The organism is Clostridium ragsdalei P11 (assembly GCF_001675165.1).
Lineage (GTDB): Bacteria > Bacillota > Clostridia > Clostridiales > Clostridiaceae > Clostridium_B > Clostridium_B ragsdalei.
The window spans coordinates 394406-415275 of the sequence record NZ_LROS01000011.1 but is presented as its reverse complement, the minus strand read 5'-3'; the positions used below and the strand labels follow the sequence as shown (position 1 = coordinate 415275).

The 20870-nt window shown below is 32.1% G+C and carries 14 protein-coding genes; 11 read left to right on the top strand and 3 right to left on the bottom strand.

Annotated features, from left to right (window positions below):
* Positions 1 to 22: 22 nt before the first annotated feature.
* From leuC to CLRAG_RS06855, 4 genes are all read left to right on the top strand, one after another.
* Positions 23 to 1294, top strand: a complete 1272-nt coding sequence (gene leuC / locus CLRAG_RS06870; RefSeq protein ID WP_476695872.1) for a 3-isopropylmalate dehydratase large subunit — start codon at positions 23 to 25, stop codon at positions 1292 to 1294.
* Complete coding sequence (leuD, locus tag CLRAG_RS06865; protein WP_065077708.1) at positions 1294 to 1788, top strand: 3-isopropylmalate dehydratase small subunit; 495 nt, start codon at positions 1294 to 1296, stop codon at positions 1786 to 1788. Before leuC ends, leuD begins: the two co-directional genes overlap by 1 nt.
* Positions 1789 to 1796: 8 nt before the next feature.
* A complete protein-coding gene (leuB, locus tag CLRAG_RS06860; protein ID WP_207644793.1) occupies positions 1797 to 2849 on the top strand; it encodes a 3-isopropylmalate dehydrogenase in 1053 nt (350 codons plus the stop codon).
* 278 nt (positions 2850 to 3127) lie between these two features.
* Positions 3128 to 8308 (top strand): cell wall-binding repeat-containing protein, encoded by a 5181-nt coding sequence (locus tag CLRAG_RS06855; RefSeq protein WP_065077706.1) that lies wholly within the window; start codon positions 3128 to 3130, stop codon positions 8306 to 8308.
* Between the two features lie 683 nt (positions 8309 to 8991).
* On the opposite strand, the gene CLRAG_RS06850 is transcribed toward CLRAG_RS06855, so the two are convergent.
* From CLRAG_RS06850 to cooS, 3 genes are read right to left on the bottom strand one after another with little or no spacing between them, the layout of a single operon-like run.
* Positions 8992 to 10254 (bottom strand): NAD(P)/FAD-dependent oxidoreductase, encoded by a 1263-nt coding sequence (locus tag CLRAG_RS06850; protein ID WP_065077705.1) that lies wholly within the window; start codon positions 10252 to 10254, stop codon positions 8992 to 8994.
* Positions 10251 to 10706 (bottom strand): 4Fe-4S dicluster domain-containing protein, encoded by a 456-nt coding sequence (locus CLRAG_RS06845; protein WP_065077704.1) that lies wholly within the window; start codon positions 10704 to 10706, stop codon positions 10251 to 10253. Before CLRAG_RS06845 ends, CLRAG_RS06850 begins: the two co-directional genes overlap by 4 nt.
* A gap of 18 nt (positions 10707 to 10724) precedes the next feature.
* Positions 10725 to 12605 carry an anaerobic carbon-monoxide dehydrogenase catalytic subunit gene (gene cooS, locus CLRAG_RS06840; RefSeq protein WP_065077703.1) on the bottom strand — a complete coding sequence of 627 codons (1881 nt, stop codon included), beginning with the start codon at positions 12603 to 12605 and terminating at the stop codon, positions 10725 to 10727.
* 337 nt (positions 12606 to 12942) lie between these two features.
* Between cooS and CLRAG_RS06835 the strand changes: the two genes are divergently transcribed.
* The 7 genes from CLRAG_RS06835 to CLRAG_RS06805 all read left to right on the top strand — a co-directional run bounded on the left by CLRAG_RS06835 (position 12943) and on the right by CLRAG_RS06805 (position 20815).
* Positions 12943 to 14091, top strand: a complete 1149-nt coding sequence (locus CLRAG_RS06835) for a DEAD/DEAH box helicase (protein WP_065077702.1) — start codon at positions 12943 to 12945, stop codon at positions 14089 to 14091.
* A gap of 145 nt (positions 14092 to 14236) precedes the next feature.
* A complete protein-coding gene (locus CLRAG_RS06830; RefSeq protein WP_065077701.1) occupies positions 14237 to 14944 on the top strand; it encodes a lantibiotic protection ABC transporter ATP-binding protein in 708 nt (235 codons plus the stop codon).
* Positions 14945 to 14949: 5 nt separating this feature from the next.
* Positions 14950 to 15711, top strand: coding sequence for a lantibiotic immunity ABC transporter MutE/EpiE family permease subunit (locus CLRAG_RS06825; protein ID WP_065077700.1), 762 nt, complete (start codon positions 14950 to 14952; stop codon positions 15709 to 15711).
* Between the two features lies 1 nt (position 15712).
* A complete protein-coding gene (locus CLRAG_RS06820; protein WP_065077699.1) occupies positions 15713 to 16486 on the top strand; it encodes a lantibiotic immunity ABC transporter MutG family permease subunit in 774 nt (257 codons plus the stop codon).
* A 190-nt stretch (positions 16487 to 16676) separates the two neighbouring features.
* Positions 16677 to 17336, top strand: coding sequence for a response regulator transcription factor (locus tag CLRAG_RS06815; protein WP_065077698.1), 660 nt, complete (start codon positions 16677 to 16679; stop codon positions 17334 to 17336).
* Positions 17327 to 18700, top strand: coding sequence for a sensor histidine kinase (locus CLRAG_RS06810; RefSeq protein WP_065077697.1), 1374 nt, complete (start codon positions 17327 to 17329; stop codon positions 18698 to 18700). The genes CLRAG_RS06815 and CLRAG_RS06810 overlap by 10 nt, the downstream gene beginning before the upstream one ends.
* A 165-nt stretch (positions 18701 to 18865) precedes the next feature.
* Positions 18866 to 20815 (top strand): DNA gyrase/topoisomerase IV subunit B, encoded by a 1950-nt coding sequence (locus CLRAG_RS06805; RefSeq protein ID WP_065077696.1) that lies wholly within the window; start codon positions 18866 to 18868, stop codon positions 20813 to 20815.
* The last annotated feature ends 55 nt before the right edge of the window (positions 20816 to 20870 follow it).

Below are 20870 nucleotides of genomic sequence, written 5' to 3'. Positions count from 1 at the left end.
AATAAAATTTTGATAGGAGTTGATAAACATGGGCATGACCATGACGCAAAAAATACTAGCTCACCATGCGAAAATGGATGAAGTAAAGGCTGGACAATTAATAAAGGTTAAATTGGATTTGGTACTTGGAAATGATATAACTACGCCAGTAGCTATAAATGAATTTAATAAAATTGGTCTTAACAATGTTTTTGACAAAAATAAAATAGCAATTGTCCCTGACCACTTTACACCAAATAAGGATATAAAATCTGCAGAGCAGTGTAAATATGTTAGAGAATTTGTAAAGAAAATGGAAATCAAAAACTATTTTGAGGTTGGAAGAATGGGAATAGAGCATGCTTTAATTCCAGAAAAAGGCCTTGCAGTTTGTGGAGATGTAGTAATAGGTGCAGATTCTCATACTTGTACCTATGGAGCTTTAGGTGCATTTTCTACAGGAATTGGTAGTACAGATATGGCAGCAGGTATGGCTACAGGGGAAGCTTGGTTTAAGGTGCCAGAAGCTATAAAATTTGTTCTTAAAGGAAAGCTTACTAAATGGGTAAGCGGGAAAGACGTAATACTTCATATTATTGGCATGATAGGAGTAGATGGAGCACTTTATAAATCAATGGAATTTACAGGTGAAGGAGTAAGTTCACTTACTATGGATGATCGTTTTACTATATGTAATATGGCCATTGAAGCAGGGGCTAAAAACGGAATTTTCCCTGTAGATGAAAATACTATAAATTATGTAAAAGAACATTCAAAGAAAAATTATACTGTATATGAAGCAGATAGTGATGCTGAGTATAGCAAAGTTATAGAAATAGATCTATCAAAAATTCGTCCTACAGTGGCATTTCCACATATACCTGAAAATACAAAGACAATTGATGAGGTAGGAGACATAAAAATAGATCAGGTTGTCATAGGTTCCTGTACTAATGGCAGAATAGGAGATTTAAGGGCAGCAGCTAGCATTTTAAAAGGAAGAAAAGTTAATGAAAATGTAAGAGCTATTATTTTCCCTGCTACTCAAGCTATATATCTTCAGGCAATGAAAGAAGGACTTATTGAAATATTCATAGAAGCAGGGGCAGTTGTAAGTACTCCTACCTGTGGACCTTGTCTTGGTGGACATATGGGAATACTAGCAGAAGGAGAAAGGGCAGTTTCCACTACTAATAGAAATTTTGTAGGTAGAATGGGACATGTAAAGAGTGAAGTATACCTGGCAAGTCCAGAAGTAGCAGCAGCTTCAGCAGTAACAGGTAAAATTTCATCACCAGAGGAGGTAGTAAAATAATGATAAAAGGAAAGGCAATTAAGTATGGAGATAATGTAGATACGGATGTTATAATTCCAGCTAGATATCTAAACACCAGTGACCATAAGGAACTTGCTTCTCACTGTATGGAGGATATAGATAAAGATTTTTTAAAGAAAATAAGTAAAGGGGATATAATGATAGCTGGTAAAAATTTTGGATGTGGTTCTTCTAGAGAACATGCACCTATAGCTATTAAAGCTTCTGGAATAAGCTGTATTATTGCTGAAACATTTGCTAGAATATTTTTTAGAAATTCCATAAATATAGGACTTCCTATAATGGAATGTGAAGAAGCTGCAAAGGATATAGATGAAAAGGATGAAGTATCTGTAGATACAGTTTCTGGAGTAATAACAAATATAACTAAAAATAAAACCTACAAAGCTGTTCCTTTTCCTGAATTTATGCAGAAGATTATAAAATCAGAGGGACTTATAAACTATATAAAAGAAGAGGTGGAAAACAAGTGAAGATAGCTATGATACCAGGAGACGGAATTGGAAAAGAGATAATTGAACAGGCAAAAAAAGTGTTAAAGGCAGCTTCTGTAAAATATAAATTTGATTTTGAATATGAGGAAGTACTTTTAGGTGGCGCTGCAGTGGATGCAACAGGAGTTCCTCTTCCGGATAAGACTGTTGAAGTTTGCAAAAAAAGTGATGCTGTACTTTTAGGCGCAGTAGGCGGACCTAAATGGGATAGTTTGCCTAGCAAACTTAGACCAGAAGCTGGTCTTTTGGGTATAAGAAAAGCCCTTGGGGTATTTGCAAATTTGAGACCCGCTATACTATTTCCAGAACTTATATCAGCTTCAAATTTGAAGCCAGAAGTACTTGGCGGCGGCCTAGATATTATGATAGTAAGAGAATTAATAGGTGGAGCGTATTTTGGAGAGAAAAACAGAATAGATATTGAAGGTGGAAAAAAAGCCTGGGATACTATAAGCTATACCAGCTTTGAAATAGATAGAATTACTAGAAAGGCTTTTGAAATTGCAAGAAAGAGAAACAATAAACTTACTTTAGTAGATAAGGCCAATGTACTTGAAAGTTCCAAGCTGTGGAGAGAAGTAGTGGGAAACATAGCAAAGGAATATAAGGATGTAGAAATAAATTATATGTATGTGGACAATGCTTCCATGCAGCTTATAAGAGATCCTAAACAATTTGATGTAATTTTAACTGAAAATATGTTTGGAGATATTTTAAGTGATGAAGCTTCAATGCTTACGGGTTCTCTTGGAATGCTGCCTTCTGCAAGTGTAAGGGGAGATTCTTTTGGATTATATGAACCTGTACATGGCTCTGCACCAGATATTGCAGGACAAAATAAGGCAAATCCAATTGGAACAATTATGAGTGTTGCTATGATGCTTAAGTACAGTTTTGATATGGAACAGGCCTATGTGGATATAAAAAATGCCATATCAAAGGTACTTAAAGAAGGTTATAGAACAGGTGATATAGCAAAAGAAGGATCAAAATTGGTTGGTACAGAAGAAATGGGAGACTTAATAGTTAAGAATTTATAAGTTGGACAATTATAACAATTTAATGAAATAGAATGCCCGAAAATACTTTAGCAAGTATTTTCGGGCATTCTATTGTCTTTTTTGAACAATAGAAAATAAATTAGAGGGCTAGTATTAAAATGATATATTTTAGTATTATTCTGATACTAAAATATATCATTTTGATAGAAATAGAAAATAAAAGCACAGTTTCAATAGATTTGTAATATTGGTATTAAAATTGCTGTAAATAAGTGTGAAGAAACTTTACACCAAATGGTTTAATAGGGGGGAAATTAATGGTAAATACAAAGACAAAAGTAATATTAGCAATGTTAGGAATACTGTTAGCACCTGCTGGATTGCCAGGTGTGGCTAAAGCTGATATTAACCAAACCCAAGTAACACAAAATATAATAACAGCACATAGAATAGCAGGCGCTGATAGGTATGCAACCTCAAATGCTCTGTCTGAAAAATTCATATCTGCAGATACTGTAATTATTGCAGCTGGTGATAATTTCCCGGATGCATTATGTGCAGCACCTTTAGCAAAAAAGTATAATACTCCAATATTATTGTCAAGTAGTACTGGACTAAGTAGTGATACAATTGCTGAAATAACTAGATTAAAGGCAAAAAAAGCTATAATTATAGGAGGTAGGAGTAGTGTAAATGCTGCTGTAGAGACTCAATTAAATTCTAAAGGAGTTACGTTCACTAGAATAGAAGGTAAAGATAGATATGAGACATCATTACTTGTAGCTAAACAATTAAATAAGCCCAATGCCGTAGTAGTGGCTTATGGTGAAGATTTCCCAGATGCTTTAAGTATATCAGCAATAGCTTCACAGTTAAACATGCCCATAATACTAAGTGGCAAAAATGGATTATCAGCAGATGCTCAAACTTACATAAAGAATAGTGGAGTAACAAAAACATATGTAATTGGTGGAAAAGGGGTTTTATCAGAAAAGATAGACGCAGAAGTATCTAATCCTGTTAGATTATCAGGCACTGATAGATATGCTACAGACCTAAAAGTATTGAGCGAATTTAGTTCAAAACTTAATTTCGATACTGTATATTTAGCAAACGGAAAAGGTTTTGCAGATGCATTGGCAGGTTCGGCAGTAGCTTCTAACACGTCATCACCAGTGGTATTAGTATCTAATGATATGGATACTAATATTAATAAATATTTACAAAAACGTATAAACTTAAATACTAAAGTAGTAGCTTTAGGTGGTGATTCTGTTGTAGAAGATTCTGTAGTTGGAAAAGTAATGGATGATAAATCATCAGTAAATGTTGCAAAAACATATTCAAATTCTGGAACTTTTACTGGGGATACTGTTACTGGATCAGCTATTATTAGTGCACCGGGCGTTAAACTAAAAAATACAACAATAACTGGAGATTTATTAATTGCATCAACTGTTGGAGATGGAAATATAGATCTTGATAATGTAAATGTAACTGGAAAAGTTATTGTTAATGGTGGTGGAAGTCATAGTATTAATTGCCATAATATGAGTGTTGATACAATTAGTTTGGATAAAGCTTTAGGTGAACAAGCTAGAGTAGTTACAGATGCAACATCGAGTATAACTTCTACAACCATAGAGTCTAATGGAAACGTAGATCAATCAGTAGCAAGTAAAACTGGGAAAGTTATAGTTAATCAGGGTGCTTCAGCTACTTTAAGCGGAAGTTTTGATACTGTTGAAGTAGCAGGAAGTGGAGTAAAGGTAAATGTTCAAGGTGCTAAAATATCTGTTTTATATGTTAGACCAGAAGCATCAAATAGTTCAATAAGTACATCTTCTAGTACAATTATAAAAACCTTAAATCTTAATGCAGCAGCGAGTGTTAAAGGAAATGCTAAAATAACTACAGCAAACATAGGAGTGAGTGGGGCTAGTATAGAAGCTAAGCCTACTACTGTAGCACTTGTTAAAGGTGTAACTGCTATCGTGGGCGGAAAAAATAGAAGTTCAGATGATGGAAGCTCCAAAGAAATTTCAACTGTGCCTACAACAAGCCCATCTACAAATACATCTTCAGGTGGTAGATCAAGTAATAATTCAAATACTATACATTATGAACCACTAAATAATGCAATAAAAGAAGCAAAAACAATAGAAGAAGCTGATTGTACACCAGAAGTGTATAAATCAATATTAAATTCAATAAAAAATGGTGAAGCTTTATTAAATAATTCTAAGGCTACACAAATAGAAGTAGATAAAGAAGTTAAGAAATTAGAAGATTGTTTAAAATTGGTTAAGAGCGAGCAGGGAAAAAAGCTAGTTTTGGAAGCCAGATATATGTTTGGTGAAACTGCAGATGTAAAAGATGTGGATGATAATAATTATATTGATATCTTTATAAAAGATGAGGACTACCTATTTTGTGAAGTTATGGAGAGCAAAGGATTCTTTAAATACATTAATGAGCATGGACAATTTATACAATTACCTACACTAAATGTAGCAGGTAGAACTCTTAAAGATGTAAATATGTTTGAATCAAATTGCAACAAAGACATTTGCAATGCTTTTATAAGTTTGGCAGGAAAGAATGATCTTAAAGAGGTTACATTAAAATCTCTAGAAGGGAAATCTTTTAGAGGAAGCCGTAAAGGTATTAATTACACAATTAATTTTAAGGGCAAGGACGAAAAGCCTACAACTCCAACTGATATCTTAGAAAAAACTATTAAAGAGGCACAGTCATTAAAGAAAACTGATTATACAAAGGAAGCTTATAAAATCATTATAGATGCTGTAAATGCAGGACAAAATGTAACTAAGAAGGAGAATGCAACAACAAAGGAGATAAAAGAAGCAATACAAGGAATCTTGGATGCTATGGAAAAGGCAAATGCATCTCAAGACAAAACCAGCGAAATAAGAGTCGCCTTAGCAAAATTGCCGGAAACAGAAGAAGCAGCAAATAAAATGTTGAAAAGTGAATTGCAGCCTTTATTGGAAGATTATGAAACAAAGGTAAAGGAATCAGGTTTATCTATAGGAGAAATAAATAAATTAGATGATCATGGAAAAGTTGAAATTGCAAATAAAAGAATGGCAGATATTGCTAACGGTGAAAAGGTCGTTCATGAAGCAAAGTTTATTTGTGCATATGATTCAAATGGAAAACCAGGAGCAACTTATCTTGAGAAAGATACGGCAGATGATCTTCCTAAAACTGATGGAAAAGAACATTATTTCCTCAATGTACAGGGTGTAGACTTAAACAATAATATTGATGTGCTGATTGATACTAAGAACTACGGCGTTCTGCTTAAAGATGCGGTGCATGGTAAAGATATGTATACGCCATATCAGAAAGCTAGCCAAACATATATGTTTGTTCCAAAAGCCATGACTATCGGGAATGAAACACCAAAATCCGTAAATATTGCTTTGACTAAAGTTAGGAAAGAAATTGATGCTGACTTAGCAAAATTAGCACAAAAGGATAAGTATGAAGAAGTTACCTTAAAAGATATGATAGGTAAGTCCTTTACTGTAACTTTTGGTTCCTATCTAAGAAATGGGACCCCTTCCCATGATCCTATAACTTATACTGTTCGATTTAAAGAAATTATTCCAACAACAGATAAAACATCACTAATTAATATAATAAAAAATGCAAAAACATTGAAAAAAGAAAATTATACACCAAAAATATATGAAGCTATATCAAATGCAATAAGAGATGCTGAGGTAGTATTAAATAATGAGAAAGCGTCACAAAAAGAAGTAGATAATGCATCAGACTTAATACTGAATGTAGAACTTAGAGCAAAAATGGCAAAAGAAAAAATTAGTTCTATAGGTGCTGCTTTATTAAAACTTCCTAAAAATGAACAAGAAGCCGATTTAGTAAATGAAAAAAGTGATTTAGTACTATTAATAAATGAAATTGAAAAAGATGCATATGATTTAAAAGCTTTTGGAGTTTCAAGTGAAGAGATTCAAGCTTTACCTAATTATGAAAGAATAGATATTGCAAAAAAAAGAGTGAATTTAATAGATCAAACTGGAATGTTTTTTGATCAAACAGAGTATCTATTTGGAAGATATGGAGTTGTTAATTATATTGCTCCTAATAATATAAATGTTAAAGTGGAAAAGGACGAAAAATTAGGAGAGGTATTCGATGGTCATAGTATACTTGACTATATAAAAGACAATAGTTCAAAGATAATACAGCCAATAGCATTGAAAATAGGTGATAGGGTAATTCAAAATGTAAACCTTTTTGACCCAAGCTGTAAAAATGATATTAATGCTGCTTTTACAAGTTTTGTGAATAAAACAAAATTTGAGGATGTTGTCCTTTATGATTTAAGAGGGAAATCTTTTACTGCAACACTTAAAGTTAATGATAAAAATATAGACTATATCTTTAATTTTGATGTAGGTAGCGTAAGTGAAGTTGTGCTAACAGATGAGATAAACGCTGTAAAGGCACTAAATAAGGATAAATATACAGCTGAATCATATAAGGTACTAGAGGATGCAATAACATTTGCAGAATCTGTATTAAAAAATGATAAGGTTATCCAAGCTGATATAGATACTGCATATAACAAAATAAAAGATGCAAAAAATTCATTGAAAGAAATAGTTCCAATAGGACCAGTAGATAAGACAGAATTAACAAAAGCAATAGAAAAAGCAAAAGCAGTAAAAGAGGGAGATTGTACATCAGAGATATACCTTATAATACAAGATAAAATAAAAACTGCTGAGGATTTATTAAGTAATAATGATGCTACTCAAAGTGATATAAATAAATTATCAGAAGAAATAATAAATATATTGGATGGAGCTACAAAAGCTAAAACTGATACTGATAAAATAATAGAAGAATTATCAAAATTACCTGAGAGCAAAGATGCGGCAGCCTTAATAGTTGATAAAGATGATTTACAATCTTTAGTAGATGATATCAATGCAAAAATTAAATCTGCAATGCTTTCAGGAGTAACTGATAAAGAAATAAAATCATTAGCTAATTATGAAAGATTATCCATTGCACAGTATAGAATAAAGATTATAGATCAAAATGCTAAGATTATAGATCAAGCTAAGTATGTTTCTAGCGTAGATTATGTAGATGTCAAAAATGTAGATGTTAACAATAATATTGACCTTACAATTAAAGATGGAACTATACTGCTTAAAGATGCTATTAAAGTAGGGAATATGAAAAATTATATGAAAGACACAAAAAAACTACCTATATATCCTAAAAATTTAAAAGTAGGAGATGTAACACTTAATAGTGTAAATATTTTATTACCGTCAGTTAAAAAGCAACTTGATGAGTCTTTTGCAAAGCTAGCTGGTAAAGATAAATTTGAAGATGTAACTTTGAATGATTTAAAAGGTAAGTCATTTACTGCAGCATTTAAGGTTGTGAGTTCAAGTGAAGTTATAACCTATACATTTAATTTTAAATAGAAGAAGGTTATTTTAAATAGAAGAAGGTTAATGTAGAGTTTCAAAATAAAAATAAACTTATACTCCGAATATTTTTACAACCACAAGTATGTTAAATATTTTGATAAGCCTAATCAGAAAATTTGTAAAAAACCTAAGGCATTTTGAAAACTCGTACCTCAGACAATTCAAAAAGCCTAAGTTTTTTAACAAATTTTCCATTAAGGCTTATATACAAAATATTTAAATATACTTGTTTATTGTAAAATATTCTTACGTATAAGTTTATTTTAGTTAGAAACAGTATATTATATAAATACTTTAACATATTCTTGAGAATCATTTTTATCTAAAATAGGAGAATTTCCTACAGAAATTTAGAGTAGTTTATCTAATGCATACACAATCGTATCAGTTGTATGGTTGATATAATTTATAGGTGTTACTAGTTGAAAGTTGAACTTATACATAAAATATACTAACAAAATTGAAATAACGCTTAAAAACTTTTTATATAAGTCTTAGTGAGGTATTTTAGAAAACCTTAGAAGCTTATATATGTCTGAGGTACGAGTTTATATAAGCTTCTTTAGATTTTCAAAATACCGAGCTTTAGACTTATAAAAAGTTTTTAGTGTGATGAAATTTGTTAGTATATGGCTGGTATAAGTTTAACTTTCAGTATAGAAACTCTACAGAGTAATTTACCTCAATTGATAACTATATTGTCCATCTTCTTCAACATTGTAAAAATCAGAATAATCTATGTCAAAAATATTTTTATGGATATTGCTTATATTTACTTTATTTTTTATGAGATATCCTAGTACGCCGCAGTAAGATATATCTCCAACTAGAAGTGCACCGTAGATTACTCCATCTTTGTGAACTATTTTTTGATAAACTCCATCTCCTTCTAATGTATCAACAGCATAACTTTCATCTGCTATATTTACATTACCAAGGGATACGCATGGAAGGTTAAATAAATTCATTGAGTTCTTCATGCCAAAAGTGTCATGTAATTCTCTATTTATACCTACCATGTTGTAAGCAGCAGTTATTCCCTGCTTTACAGCTATAGGCCATATAGGAGCAGTAAAAGTAACATCTCCTGCAGCATATATATTATCTACAGTGGTTTTACAATGTTTGTCTATGACAATGCCTTTTTCAACTTTTATCCTGCTGTCTTTTATAAAGCTTACATTTGGTCTAACACCAGCAGCAACTATTATCATATCGCAATCTATAGAAGTTGAATTTGATAGTACTGCTTTACTTACAGTTCCGTCTTTATTTAAAACTACCTCTTCCAATTTAACTGAAGTAAAGACATCTATACCTTTTTCTTTTAACAACTTTTCATATATAGTGGATGCAGTTTTGTCCAGTTGAAGGGGGAGAATCCTATCTCCCATTTCTACAACTGAAATCTTTATATTTTTCACCATAAGACCTAAAAGTGCATCAATTCCTACAAGACCTGCACCAAGTATTACCACTTGTTTTGCGTTTTTAAGTTTGTCTTGTATAGCAGTTACATCTTCAAAATTTCTAAGGGAGTACACTCCTTTAGCTTCTCTTAATTTTTTAACTGGGGGAATAAAGGAGGAAGCACCAGAAGCTATAAGGAGCTTGTCAAATTTGAAGCTGCTGTTGTCTTGAAGTAAGACTTTTTTCTTGTCAATATCAATATTGCTTACATCTGCATCTTTTATCCATTCTATATTATTTTTTTCAAAGAAATCAGAATCTACAAAATTTATGGTATCTAAATTTCTACTTCCCTCAAGTACTTTGTGGAGTATACATCTTGAATAAACTGCATCATCCTTTGAAATAATAGTTATTTTGGAGGATTTATCTAACTTTCTTAAAGTTTTAGCAGCATTTATTCCAGCAGCACTGGCTCCTATTATTACATATTTTGTGTGAAAAAATATTTTTATTGTTAAACCACTCATAGGAGATCTGCCTCCTTTTCAATATAAATTGCTTCTGTTGGACAATTTTCAACGCATCTAGGTGTATCTCTGTCACCACACAGGTCACATTTAACTACTTTACTTTTGGTCTGAGTATCTGGTTTCAATACTCCATAAGGACAGGACATGACGCACATAAAGCAGCTGGCACATTTATGCTCATCATAGGATACTATACCAGTTTCAGGATCTTTAGTCATGGCACCGCTCATACATGTCATTACGCACTCAGGTTCGTCACAGTGACGGCAAAATATAGGAAGCTTGTTTCCATTATCATCTTTAGATATATGATTTCTACTTTCAAGAAATTTATTGCTGAGATCCAGATCATAAAAAGATTTCCCATTTTCATTGTGTTCTGCCATACAAGCTAAAGTACAATTTAAGCATCCGGTACATAAATCCTTATTTATCATTATTCTTTTCATGAGATCACCCTCTAAATTTTAATTAAGACCTAAGCTTTTCCTTCTTGCAAGTATGGTTTCTTCTAATTTATCTGCAGCTTTTATTACATCGTCTTCTATTATAAGCTTGCCGCCTGTTAGATTTTCCATATCTTCACATAAAACTTTTGTTACCACTTTGCTTCCACCAATGAAAGGAGATATAGCAAGGTGAAGTGGTAATCCAAGGGCAAGACCAAAACTTCCATCTGCCAATGCTTGTTCTTCAAGCCATTGAGGTGCAGAAAGCACAAGTGGAAGCTGTGGAATATCTATTTTTAGGTATTCTGCTAGTTCTTTTGCTACAATTTCCAATCTTCCAATAGCAAGACATGGACCAAAATTTAGTACAGGTGGTATACCTAGGCTCTTACATACTTCTTTTAAGCTATCTCCTGCAAGTTCAGCAGCTCCTGGAGACATAAGTCCTACATTTTCAAGTCCACCACTTGAACAACCTGCAGAAAGTACAATTATATTTCTCTTTATGAGTTCTTTTGTAAGTTCTACTGTAAATACATCGTGACCTTTGGCAGTTAAGTTTGAACAACCTACTATTCCAGCAACACCTTTAATTTTTCCAGCAGCAATTAAGTCTACAAGAGGTTTCCAACTTCCGCCTAAGAAGGATTTTAAGGAACCTTCACTTACACCTGTTATGACGTCATCAAAGCCATGGTTTTTAGGAATATTCATTGTAACTTTAGATCTTCTTTCCTTATAACTTTCAATAGCCGTATCTATAACATGGTTGCTTATTTTTTCTCTATCTTTAAAAGAGTATTCTACATATTCTGCATTTGATTTTTTAGAAACGTCATCTAGGCATATCATTTTAACCATGAACTTATCAGCTATTGGCTCGATGCCAGGAAGAGTACAGTTAAATTCAGATACTATTGCATCTATACCTCCAGTTGCTATTAAGGCTTCACTTGTAAAGTTATTTCCTGCATGACCGGAGAAAACATCAGTATAGTATTTACCTCTTAACTGTAAATCCTGTCCGACACAGGTACATCCAACTAGTTTGAATCCTTTAGCACCAACTGCTTGGGCTTTTTTTACAGCTTCAGGTTTTACAAGTTCTTCTTGAAGGTGGGCAATCATGGAGTGCTGGTGGCCTGTTATCATCAAATTTATATAATCCGTATCTACAACTTTAAAACCAACTTTTGCAGGTCTTATAGCAGGTTCACCTAAAATTATGTCATTTAATAAATTTGTAAGGGTAAGTCCGTAAATCCCAGTGGATATTCCAAGTTTTAAACAATTTAGAAGCATATCTACAGGGTCGCTGTTTAGATTTGTAGAAGTTTTTACTACACCATCAAAAACTTCTGATTTTGCACCGCCAGGCATTATATTTAATTTGTTCCAATTTTCTAGTCTAGGTGCATAAGCTAATTTATTTATAACTTCCATTTTTTCGAATTTTGGTTTGTATAAGTCCTTTAATACGGCATCAGCTACTAGTACAGCTTTTTTATGTGGGTCAGATTCTGTTATACCAAGTTTTTCTGCTAGGGTGTTGAGAGCATTCATTCCTTTTATCTCTCCGCCGGTTTCACCTACTGATTTTACGTTTCTAGCTGTATTTTCGACTATATGGATATAACATCCACTGCCGGCAGCTACAGCTCTAAGAAAGTTTCTTGCAACCATGGTATCAGCACTAGCACCACATACTCCTCTTGGAGCTTTAGGTGTTATTCTGCAGGGACCGTTTGCACAGAGTCTACAGCAGACTCCTAGCTGACCAAAACCACATTTAACACTTTGGCTTTCTACCCTATGATGAGAAGTTTCTACACCATCTAGAGAACCTATAAACTTTTCAAGTACCTTATCTGCTGACTTACAAATTTTGTTATTTGACATAATAAAACCTCCAAACTATACTATTTAAGTATACTATTAAATTATTAAAATTACTGATTAGGATTATTCTCCTAAAGGATAACGTATTCTAAGTGCTAAAGATACTAAGAATACTTATACTAAGAATCAAAAACTGTAATAGTTTAATAGTATTAATTAATACTATTTATTTACAAGTACAACTAACTAAAAAATAATTGTTATCCAATAACAATAATATAAACCTTTTCGGTTTCCTTGTCAATATAAAATATAAAATAATTCTTATTTGATTGAAAATTATTCTATATTGATATAATAGAAGAATAGAAGTATTAAAAATTAAGGAGAAAAACATATGACAAAAGTTTTGTTTAATGAATTAGGTATAAATGGAGAAATAACAGAAGGACTAAAAAAAGAAGGCATTGAATATGCTGCAGAAATACAGTATAAGGCCATTCCAGAAGCTCTTTTAGGTAAAGATGTAGTAGGAGAATCAGAAACAGGCAGCGGAAAAACGTTAGCTTATATTGTTCCTATATTTCAAAAAATTGATTTTGAAAGTAAAGATGTTCAGGCATATATACTTGCACCCACACATGAACTTGCAATTCAAATACATAATGTAATAAAAAATTTAGCTAACAATTCAGGTATTCCAGTTAGGTCTGCAGCTATAATAGGAAATGTAAATATAAAAAGACAGGTGGAAATTTTAAAAAGTGAAAAGCCGCATATAGTAGTGGGTTCTACAGGAAGAATACTTCAACTTATTAAAATGAAAAAACTAAAATCGCATAATATCAAGACCATTGTAGTAGATGAAGCAGATAAACTTCTAGATAAGAACAACATAAACGATGTTAAAGCTATAATAAAAACTACATTAAGAGAAAGACAATTAATGTTTTTTTCAGCTACAATAGATGATAGAACTTTAGATATAGCAAGGGACTTAATGAAAGATTACAAATTTATAAAGGCAGAACAAACAACTTCTATGAATGAAAACATAAAGCACATGTGTTTTATGTGTGAAAGAAGAGATAAAATATTAATTCTAAGGAAACTTGTACATATATTAAATCCGAAGAGGGCCATTGTATTTGTAAATAAGCCAGATGAAATAGAAATGCTTACAGAAAAATTAAAATATCATAAATTAAGAGCAGAAGCTATATATGGAGCTGAAGACAAGAAAGTGCGTAAAAGAGCTTTAGAAAGTTTTAAATTAGGTAAAATTAATTTATTAGTAGCTTCAGATATAGCAGCAAGAGGACTTGATATAGAGGATGTAGATTATGTTTTCAGTTATGATATACCAGAAGATGCCGACAATTATTTACATAGATCAGGGAGAACAGCAAGAGCTGGCAAGGAAGGTACGTCTATATGCATAATTACAAATAAAGAGCAGAAATTATTAAAACAGTATGAAAAGGCATTTAATATAAAAATAGCTTTAAAAGATATGTACAAAGGGAAAATAATAGAGCATATATAAGAAAAAGGGTTATTAAGTATATTAAAGCTTGCAAAAAATGATCTCAGTGATAAAAAATTGCTGGGATCATTTTTTTAAATCCTTATAAAATCCTTAAAATTAGTATTTACAATTAGCATGAATTGATAAGGGAGGATTTATAAAGATGGAAAGATATATTTTACAAACAAAAAATTTATGCAAAAATTTTAAAGGACAGCTAGCGGCAAATAATATTTCACTTGCAATAAAAGAAAATTCCGTTTATGGATTGCTTGGCCCTAATGGTGCCGGAAAATCTACTACATTAAAAATGATTACAGGGATACTTAAGAAAACTTCAGGTGAAATTATTTTTGAAGGACATCCCTGGAGCAGAAAAGATTTAAAGGATATTGGAGCACTAATTGAAGCTCCTCCACTATATGAGAATTTAACTGCAAGGGAAAATCTAAAGGTCAGAACTACACTACTTGGACTTAAGGAATCACGTATTGATGAAGTACTCCAAACGGTTGATTTAACAGATACAGGGAAAAAGCGTGCAGGTCAATTTTCCATGGGTATGAAGCAGAGACTTGGAATTGCCATTGCACTACTTAATCACCCTAAGCTTTTAATTTTAGATGAGCCTACTAACGGACTAGATCCTATTGGTATTCAAGATTTGAGAAATCTTATTCGTTCTTTTCCAGAGCAGGGTATAACAGTTATTTTATCTAGCCACATATTGTCTGAGGTAGAGCTTATTGCAGATCACATTGGAATTATTAGTAATGGAATTTTAGGATATGAAGCAAAAATTAATCCGGGTGAGGATCTAGAATCACTCTTCATGGAAGTAGTTAAAAAATCTAAAAGGGAAATGAGGTAATTAAAATGAGTTCATATTTGAAGGCAGAGAACTTAAAGTTAAAAAGGACAATGACTAAAAAACTTGTTTTGATTTTCCCAATTGTCACACTTTTTTTTGGCTTTATGACAGGAGTTTATTATCAATTAAATACATTTAATTGGTGGTACATGCTTATGCTGCCGGGAGGTGTTTCACTTTTTTGCGCACTTGTAAATCAAAAAGAAGAGAAGAAAATTAAATATAGAGCTATTTTCTCTATGCCTATTGATTTAAAAAAAGTTTGGGTTTCAAAAGTTATTCTTATAGCTGTTTATGTTTTATTTTCTTGTATTCTTTTGGTGTTAGGAGTTGGTATAGTAGGAAAATATGTTTTGCCAAAAGTTATTTCAAGTTTTGCTTTAAGTTCTATAGTTACTATTCCAGGTATAAATGCAATTACAGCAGCTATTGTTATTGCAATAACGTCACTATGGCAAATTCCACTTTGTCTATTTTTAGCTAAGAAATTTGGATTTTTTGTACCGGTTATTTTAAATGTTGCAGTAGGTATAGGCCTTAATGGAGCAATGGCTGTGAAATCCATCTGGTGGATATGTCCGTATAGTTGGACGAGTCGTCTTATGTGTCCTATACTTGGTATACTTCCAAATGGACAGCTGCCAGTAGGAAAAGATACAATGCTTAACCCGGGTGTTATTCCTGTAGGAATTGTGTTATCTATTCTACTATTTATTGTGCTGCTTACTATTACATCAAGTTGGTTTAAAAATCAGGAGGTAGTATAAAATGTTATCACTATTTAGAGCTTTACGGGCTGACTTTCAAAAGTTAAAACATACTCAAATATTTTGGATTCACATTGTAATTCCGATAATAGGTGCATTATTTTTTCTGGTCTGTTACAATTTATTTAACAAGGTAGAGACTATTGAGAAGCACGTACTTTATTTTGAATTACTTGGCATGGTTTTTCCACTTCTAATTGGAATAATTTGCAGCATGGTTGTTTCACAGGAAGAACAAGCAGGTCAATTTCAAGTGCTGCTCGGCAGCACAAAGTCAAGAAGTATTTCATGTTTAAGTAAGCTGATTACCTTAATTTTTATGGGAATGCTTTCACTATTTTTAGCTCTTGCTATAGTACTTTTTGGATTAAAATTGTTTTTACATGTATCCAACATTCCTTATTTATTATATTTTCAGGCGTTTGGATGGCTTATTTTTAGTAATATATTTATTTATGTATTAAGTTTTTTTGTCAGTTTAAAGTTTGGCAGAGGAGCATCTATTTTTCTAGGAATTGCAGGTATGCTCATTGCTGCGCTAATGATTACAGGACTGGGAGATAGATGCTGGATGTATCTTCCCTGGGCATGGGGTGTAAGGTTTTGTGATTTTGCTACTTTGAATTTTATGTCTGCAGCTATGCATAAAGAAATTCCTTATCTTTTATATAATATTCAAAAAGCATCGTGTATTACAGGTGCATATACTTTGGGAATATTGATGCTGCAACTTTTATGGTTTAATTTTTGGGAAGGACGCAAGTGTGATGAATAATATTTTTAATTAATAGTTAAGAATGAAGAATTAATAGTTAATGTGGATTTTTTTTCGTTACACTACAAAAAATCTTTGATTAAGCTTTTGCTGATTTATATAAATTTAAAGATTTTTTGCGATAGCTAAAAATCATCCTTCACTATTAACTTTTCATTATTAATTCTTAACTAATTTGAGGGGGATAGCTATGGCCAAGATTCTTGTAATAGATGATGAAGAGGACATTTTAGTACTTGTAAAAAATGTTCTTGCGAAAGATGGACATGTTGTTACAATTGTCAATAATCCAAAAAAAATTCTGCTTAATGAGTACGCAAAATATGATCTTATTTTATTGGATGTTATGATGCCAGATATAGATGGCTTTGAATTATGTGAGAAAATTCGTGATATAGTAGACTGTCCAATCTTGTTTTTAACTGCTAAAACTATGGAAAATGACGTAATGTTTGGATTTGGAATAGGTGGGGATGATTATATAAAAAAACCTTTTAGTACAGGAGAACTTCGTGCTAGAGTAAATGCCCATCTGAGAAGAGAAAAAAGAGAAAAGCACAATATGATTTCTATCTCTGGTATGAAATTCAATTTGGCAAGTAAGGAAATTATTATAGAAGATAAAAAGGTGCCTATGACAAAAAGTGAATATGCTATTTGTGAATTTCTTGTACGCAGTAAGGGACAGGTTTTTACAAAAGAGCAAATTTACGAAGCTGTATACGGATATGAAAGGGAAAGTGACAGCTCAGGTATTGCAGAGCATATAAAAAATATAAGGGCAAAGCTTGCTATTTTTGATTTATCTCCAATTAAAACGGTTTGGGGGATTGGCTATAGATGGGAATAAATAAAAAACCAGTTACAATGAGAAGAATTTTTTTTAGATATCTAATAACGTTAGCTATTACATTTATTATTGTTTCAGCATTGTATCTTGAATTTGTTTTTTTGCTTATAAAGGCTAACGTATTTTTACCTGCAAATTATAGTGAAAATCTAGCCTCAAATGTAAAATCTAAACTTCAATCAGCACAGACTATAACAGAAAATATGATCCCTAAAGGATGCAAATTTGTTGTTTTCGATAAAAGTTATAGAGTAGTTAAAACAGATTTAAATTCTAAAGATTTAGACGAAGCAAAAAGGTATGCAAGGGGGCAGGGGTATAATAACCATTGGGCGACGAAACAGTATTATATCATACAAAGAAAAGATGGTTTATGCATACTTCAGTATTATATCATAATGAGGTACAGTTCTGACTTTTTAAATAGTAATTTACCTAATCCTCAAGGAATGTTTGTTTTGGTGTATATTTTTTTATTTGTTACCATTATTTTTATAATTTCAACGCTTTATGCACGAAAGCTAAAAAAGCAGTTAAATCCCTTACTTGAAGTATCAGAAAAAATTAAAGAACAGGATTTGGATTTTGAGATAACTCATTCAAGGATAAAAGAATTTGACAGTGTTTTATTGTCACTGTCAGATATGAAAGAGGAATTAAAAAAATCCCTAAAAGAGCAGTGGCATATTGAACAGGATAAAAGAAAGCAGATTTCAGCTCTTGCCCATGATATAAAAACACCCCTTGCGGTTATTAAGGGCAATGCAGAATTATTAATAGATTCACCTTTAAATGAGGAACAGAAGGAATATACAGCATTTATTCATAAAAATTCTAATCAAATTGAGAAATATATAAAAACACTTATTGAATTATCTAGAGCAGAAGAAGGCTTTTGCATACAGCTAAGTAAAGTGAATACAGGAAAGTTTGTAGAAAATATTCATAATCAATTAAATGCACTTGCATGTACAAAAAAGTTACAAGTTGAATTTGAGGAAGAGTGTTTGCCGCAAGAAATTATAATTGATGAAAGTTTACTATATAGAGCAATTATGAATGTCATTTCTAATGGCGTGGATTACTCACCAGATAATAGTAAAATTTATTTTAAAGCCGCAGGTTTTCAGGATAACATATGCTTTACCGTTACTGATAGTGGTAATGGCTTTTCAAATAAAGACATTAAATTTGCTGCAGCACAATTTTATATGGGTGATAACAGTAGAACCTCTAAAACACATTATGGCATGGGATTATTTATTGCCTATTCTATATTAAAGCAACATAAAGGAGATATGTATATAGGAAATTCACCTATTACAGGAGGAGGGCAAATCACTCTTCAAGTTCCACTAGAATGAAATTTATATGACATTTTTTGAAAATAAATTTGCATAATTTAAATATTACTTATATAATAATTTTGAAGTTAACTACCTTCTTTTTCGAGAAGGTTTTTTTTCGTAAATATGATGGAAATATAGAATTATTAATTATGAATATAAATATTTGAAAGGGGAAATTTTATGGAGGGCAAAGAAAGAAATGTCTATGATGTAAACTCCTTAACTTCATTGGAGAAACTTGAACCAGTACGTGTTAGACCGGGAATGTACATAGGATCAACTGGCAGTAAAGGTCTCCATCATTGCATATGGGAGCTTTTGGACAATGCTATAGATGAAATTTCCAATGGATTTGGAGATAGGTCATATGTTACCTTAAACAAGGATGGCAGCGTGTCTGTGCAGGATAATGGAAGAGGAATACCTACTGGACTTCATCCTGTAAAGAAAAAAAATGGAGTGGAAATGGTGTTTACCGAACTTCATACAGGAGGAAAATTCAATAATTCAGTATACAAGACTTCAGGAGGTCTCCATGGTGTAGGGGCAGCAGTAGTGAATGCTCTGTCTACTTGGATGGAAGTAGAAGTCAAGCAAAATGGACATATATATAAACAAAGATTTGAATATGCCTATGATAAATCAGTGAAAAAAAATATGCCAGGTACACCAGTAACAGCTATTAAAGTAATAGGAGATACAAGTGATACTGGTACAAAAGTAACCTTTATGCCTGACAACAAAGTATTTTCTACAATTGATTTTAAAATTGATGTAATAGATGAAAGGTTAAAAGAGTTGGCCTTCCAAAATAAAGGTATAACTTTAAAATTAATTGATAATACTGGAGAAGAAAGTATAGAAAGGGAGTACCATTCGGAAAGGGGACTTCTAGATTTTATAGATTATTTAAATGAGAGTAAAACACCTATTCATAAAGATCCAATATTATTTGAAGGAGAAAGAAAGATAAATGATTTAAGTATGTATGGAGAGGTGTGCATGCAGTTTACGGATTCTACTACCTACCATATAGCAAGTTATGTAAATAATATTCCTACTACAGAATCAGGAACTCATGAAAGTGGATTTAAAACAGGTATGACCAGGGCTTTCAAAGAGTGGGCTAAAAAATTAAATTTACTGAAAGAAAAAGATAAGGAATTTGAAGGGGACGACTTAAGAGAAGGGATGACAGCTATAGTTAAGATAAAAATAACTAATCCTATATTTGAAGGTCAAACCAAGACAAAGCTTGGAAATACGGAAGCCTATACTATGATGAATGATCTTGCCTATACAAAGCTTTCAGAATGGATAGAAGATAATAAAGAAATAGCATCTGCTATAATAAATAATGCTCTTCATGCTGCGGCAAGAAGAGAGAAGATAAAAAAGATAAATGATGCGGAAAAGAAAAAGATAGGTAAAGGTGCAGCTCCTCTTGCAGGAAAAGTTGCTGTATGCACATTAAAGGATTCTTCAAAATGTGAATTTATAGTAGTTGAAGGTGATTCTGCCGGAGGCTCTGCAAAACAGGCTAGAGATAGAAGATTTCAGACTATAATGCCTTCTAAGGGTAAAATTATGAATACGGAAAAACAGAAGCTTGAAAACGTCCTTGGAAGTGAAGAACTTAAGATATTTAATACTGCTATAGGTACTGGAATACTTGAAAATTATAATGAAAGTGATTTAAGATATGATAAAATTATAATTTTAAGTGATGCAGATGTAGATGGATATCATATAAGATCCCTTTGGATGACTTATATATATAGATATATGAGACAGCTCATTTCAAATGGCCACCTTTATATAGCACTGCCGCCCCTTTATAAAGTATATAAGCAGAATAAAGGTAAAGAGGTAATTAAGTATGCATATAGTGATGAGAAACTGCCAGATGCAAAAAAGCAAATAGGAAAAGGTGTGCTTGTACAGAGATACAAAGGACTTGGTGAAATGAATCCAGACCAGCTCTGGGAAACTACTTTAAATCCTGAAACGAGAACACTGCAGCAAATAACTATAGATGATGCTGCTAAAGCTGAAAAGATGGTATCACTTTTAATGGGAGATGTAGTTGCACCTAGGAAAAAATATATGTATAAATATGCACAATTTTAGATTATGCACAATTCGCAGTTAATGAAATTTTATTAGATAGCCTATAGCCTAAAGT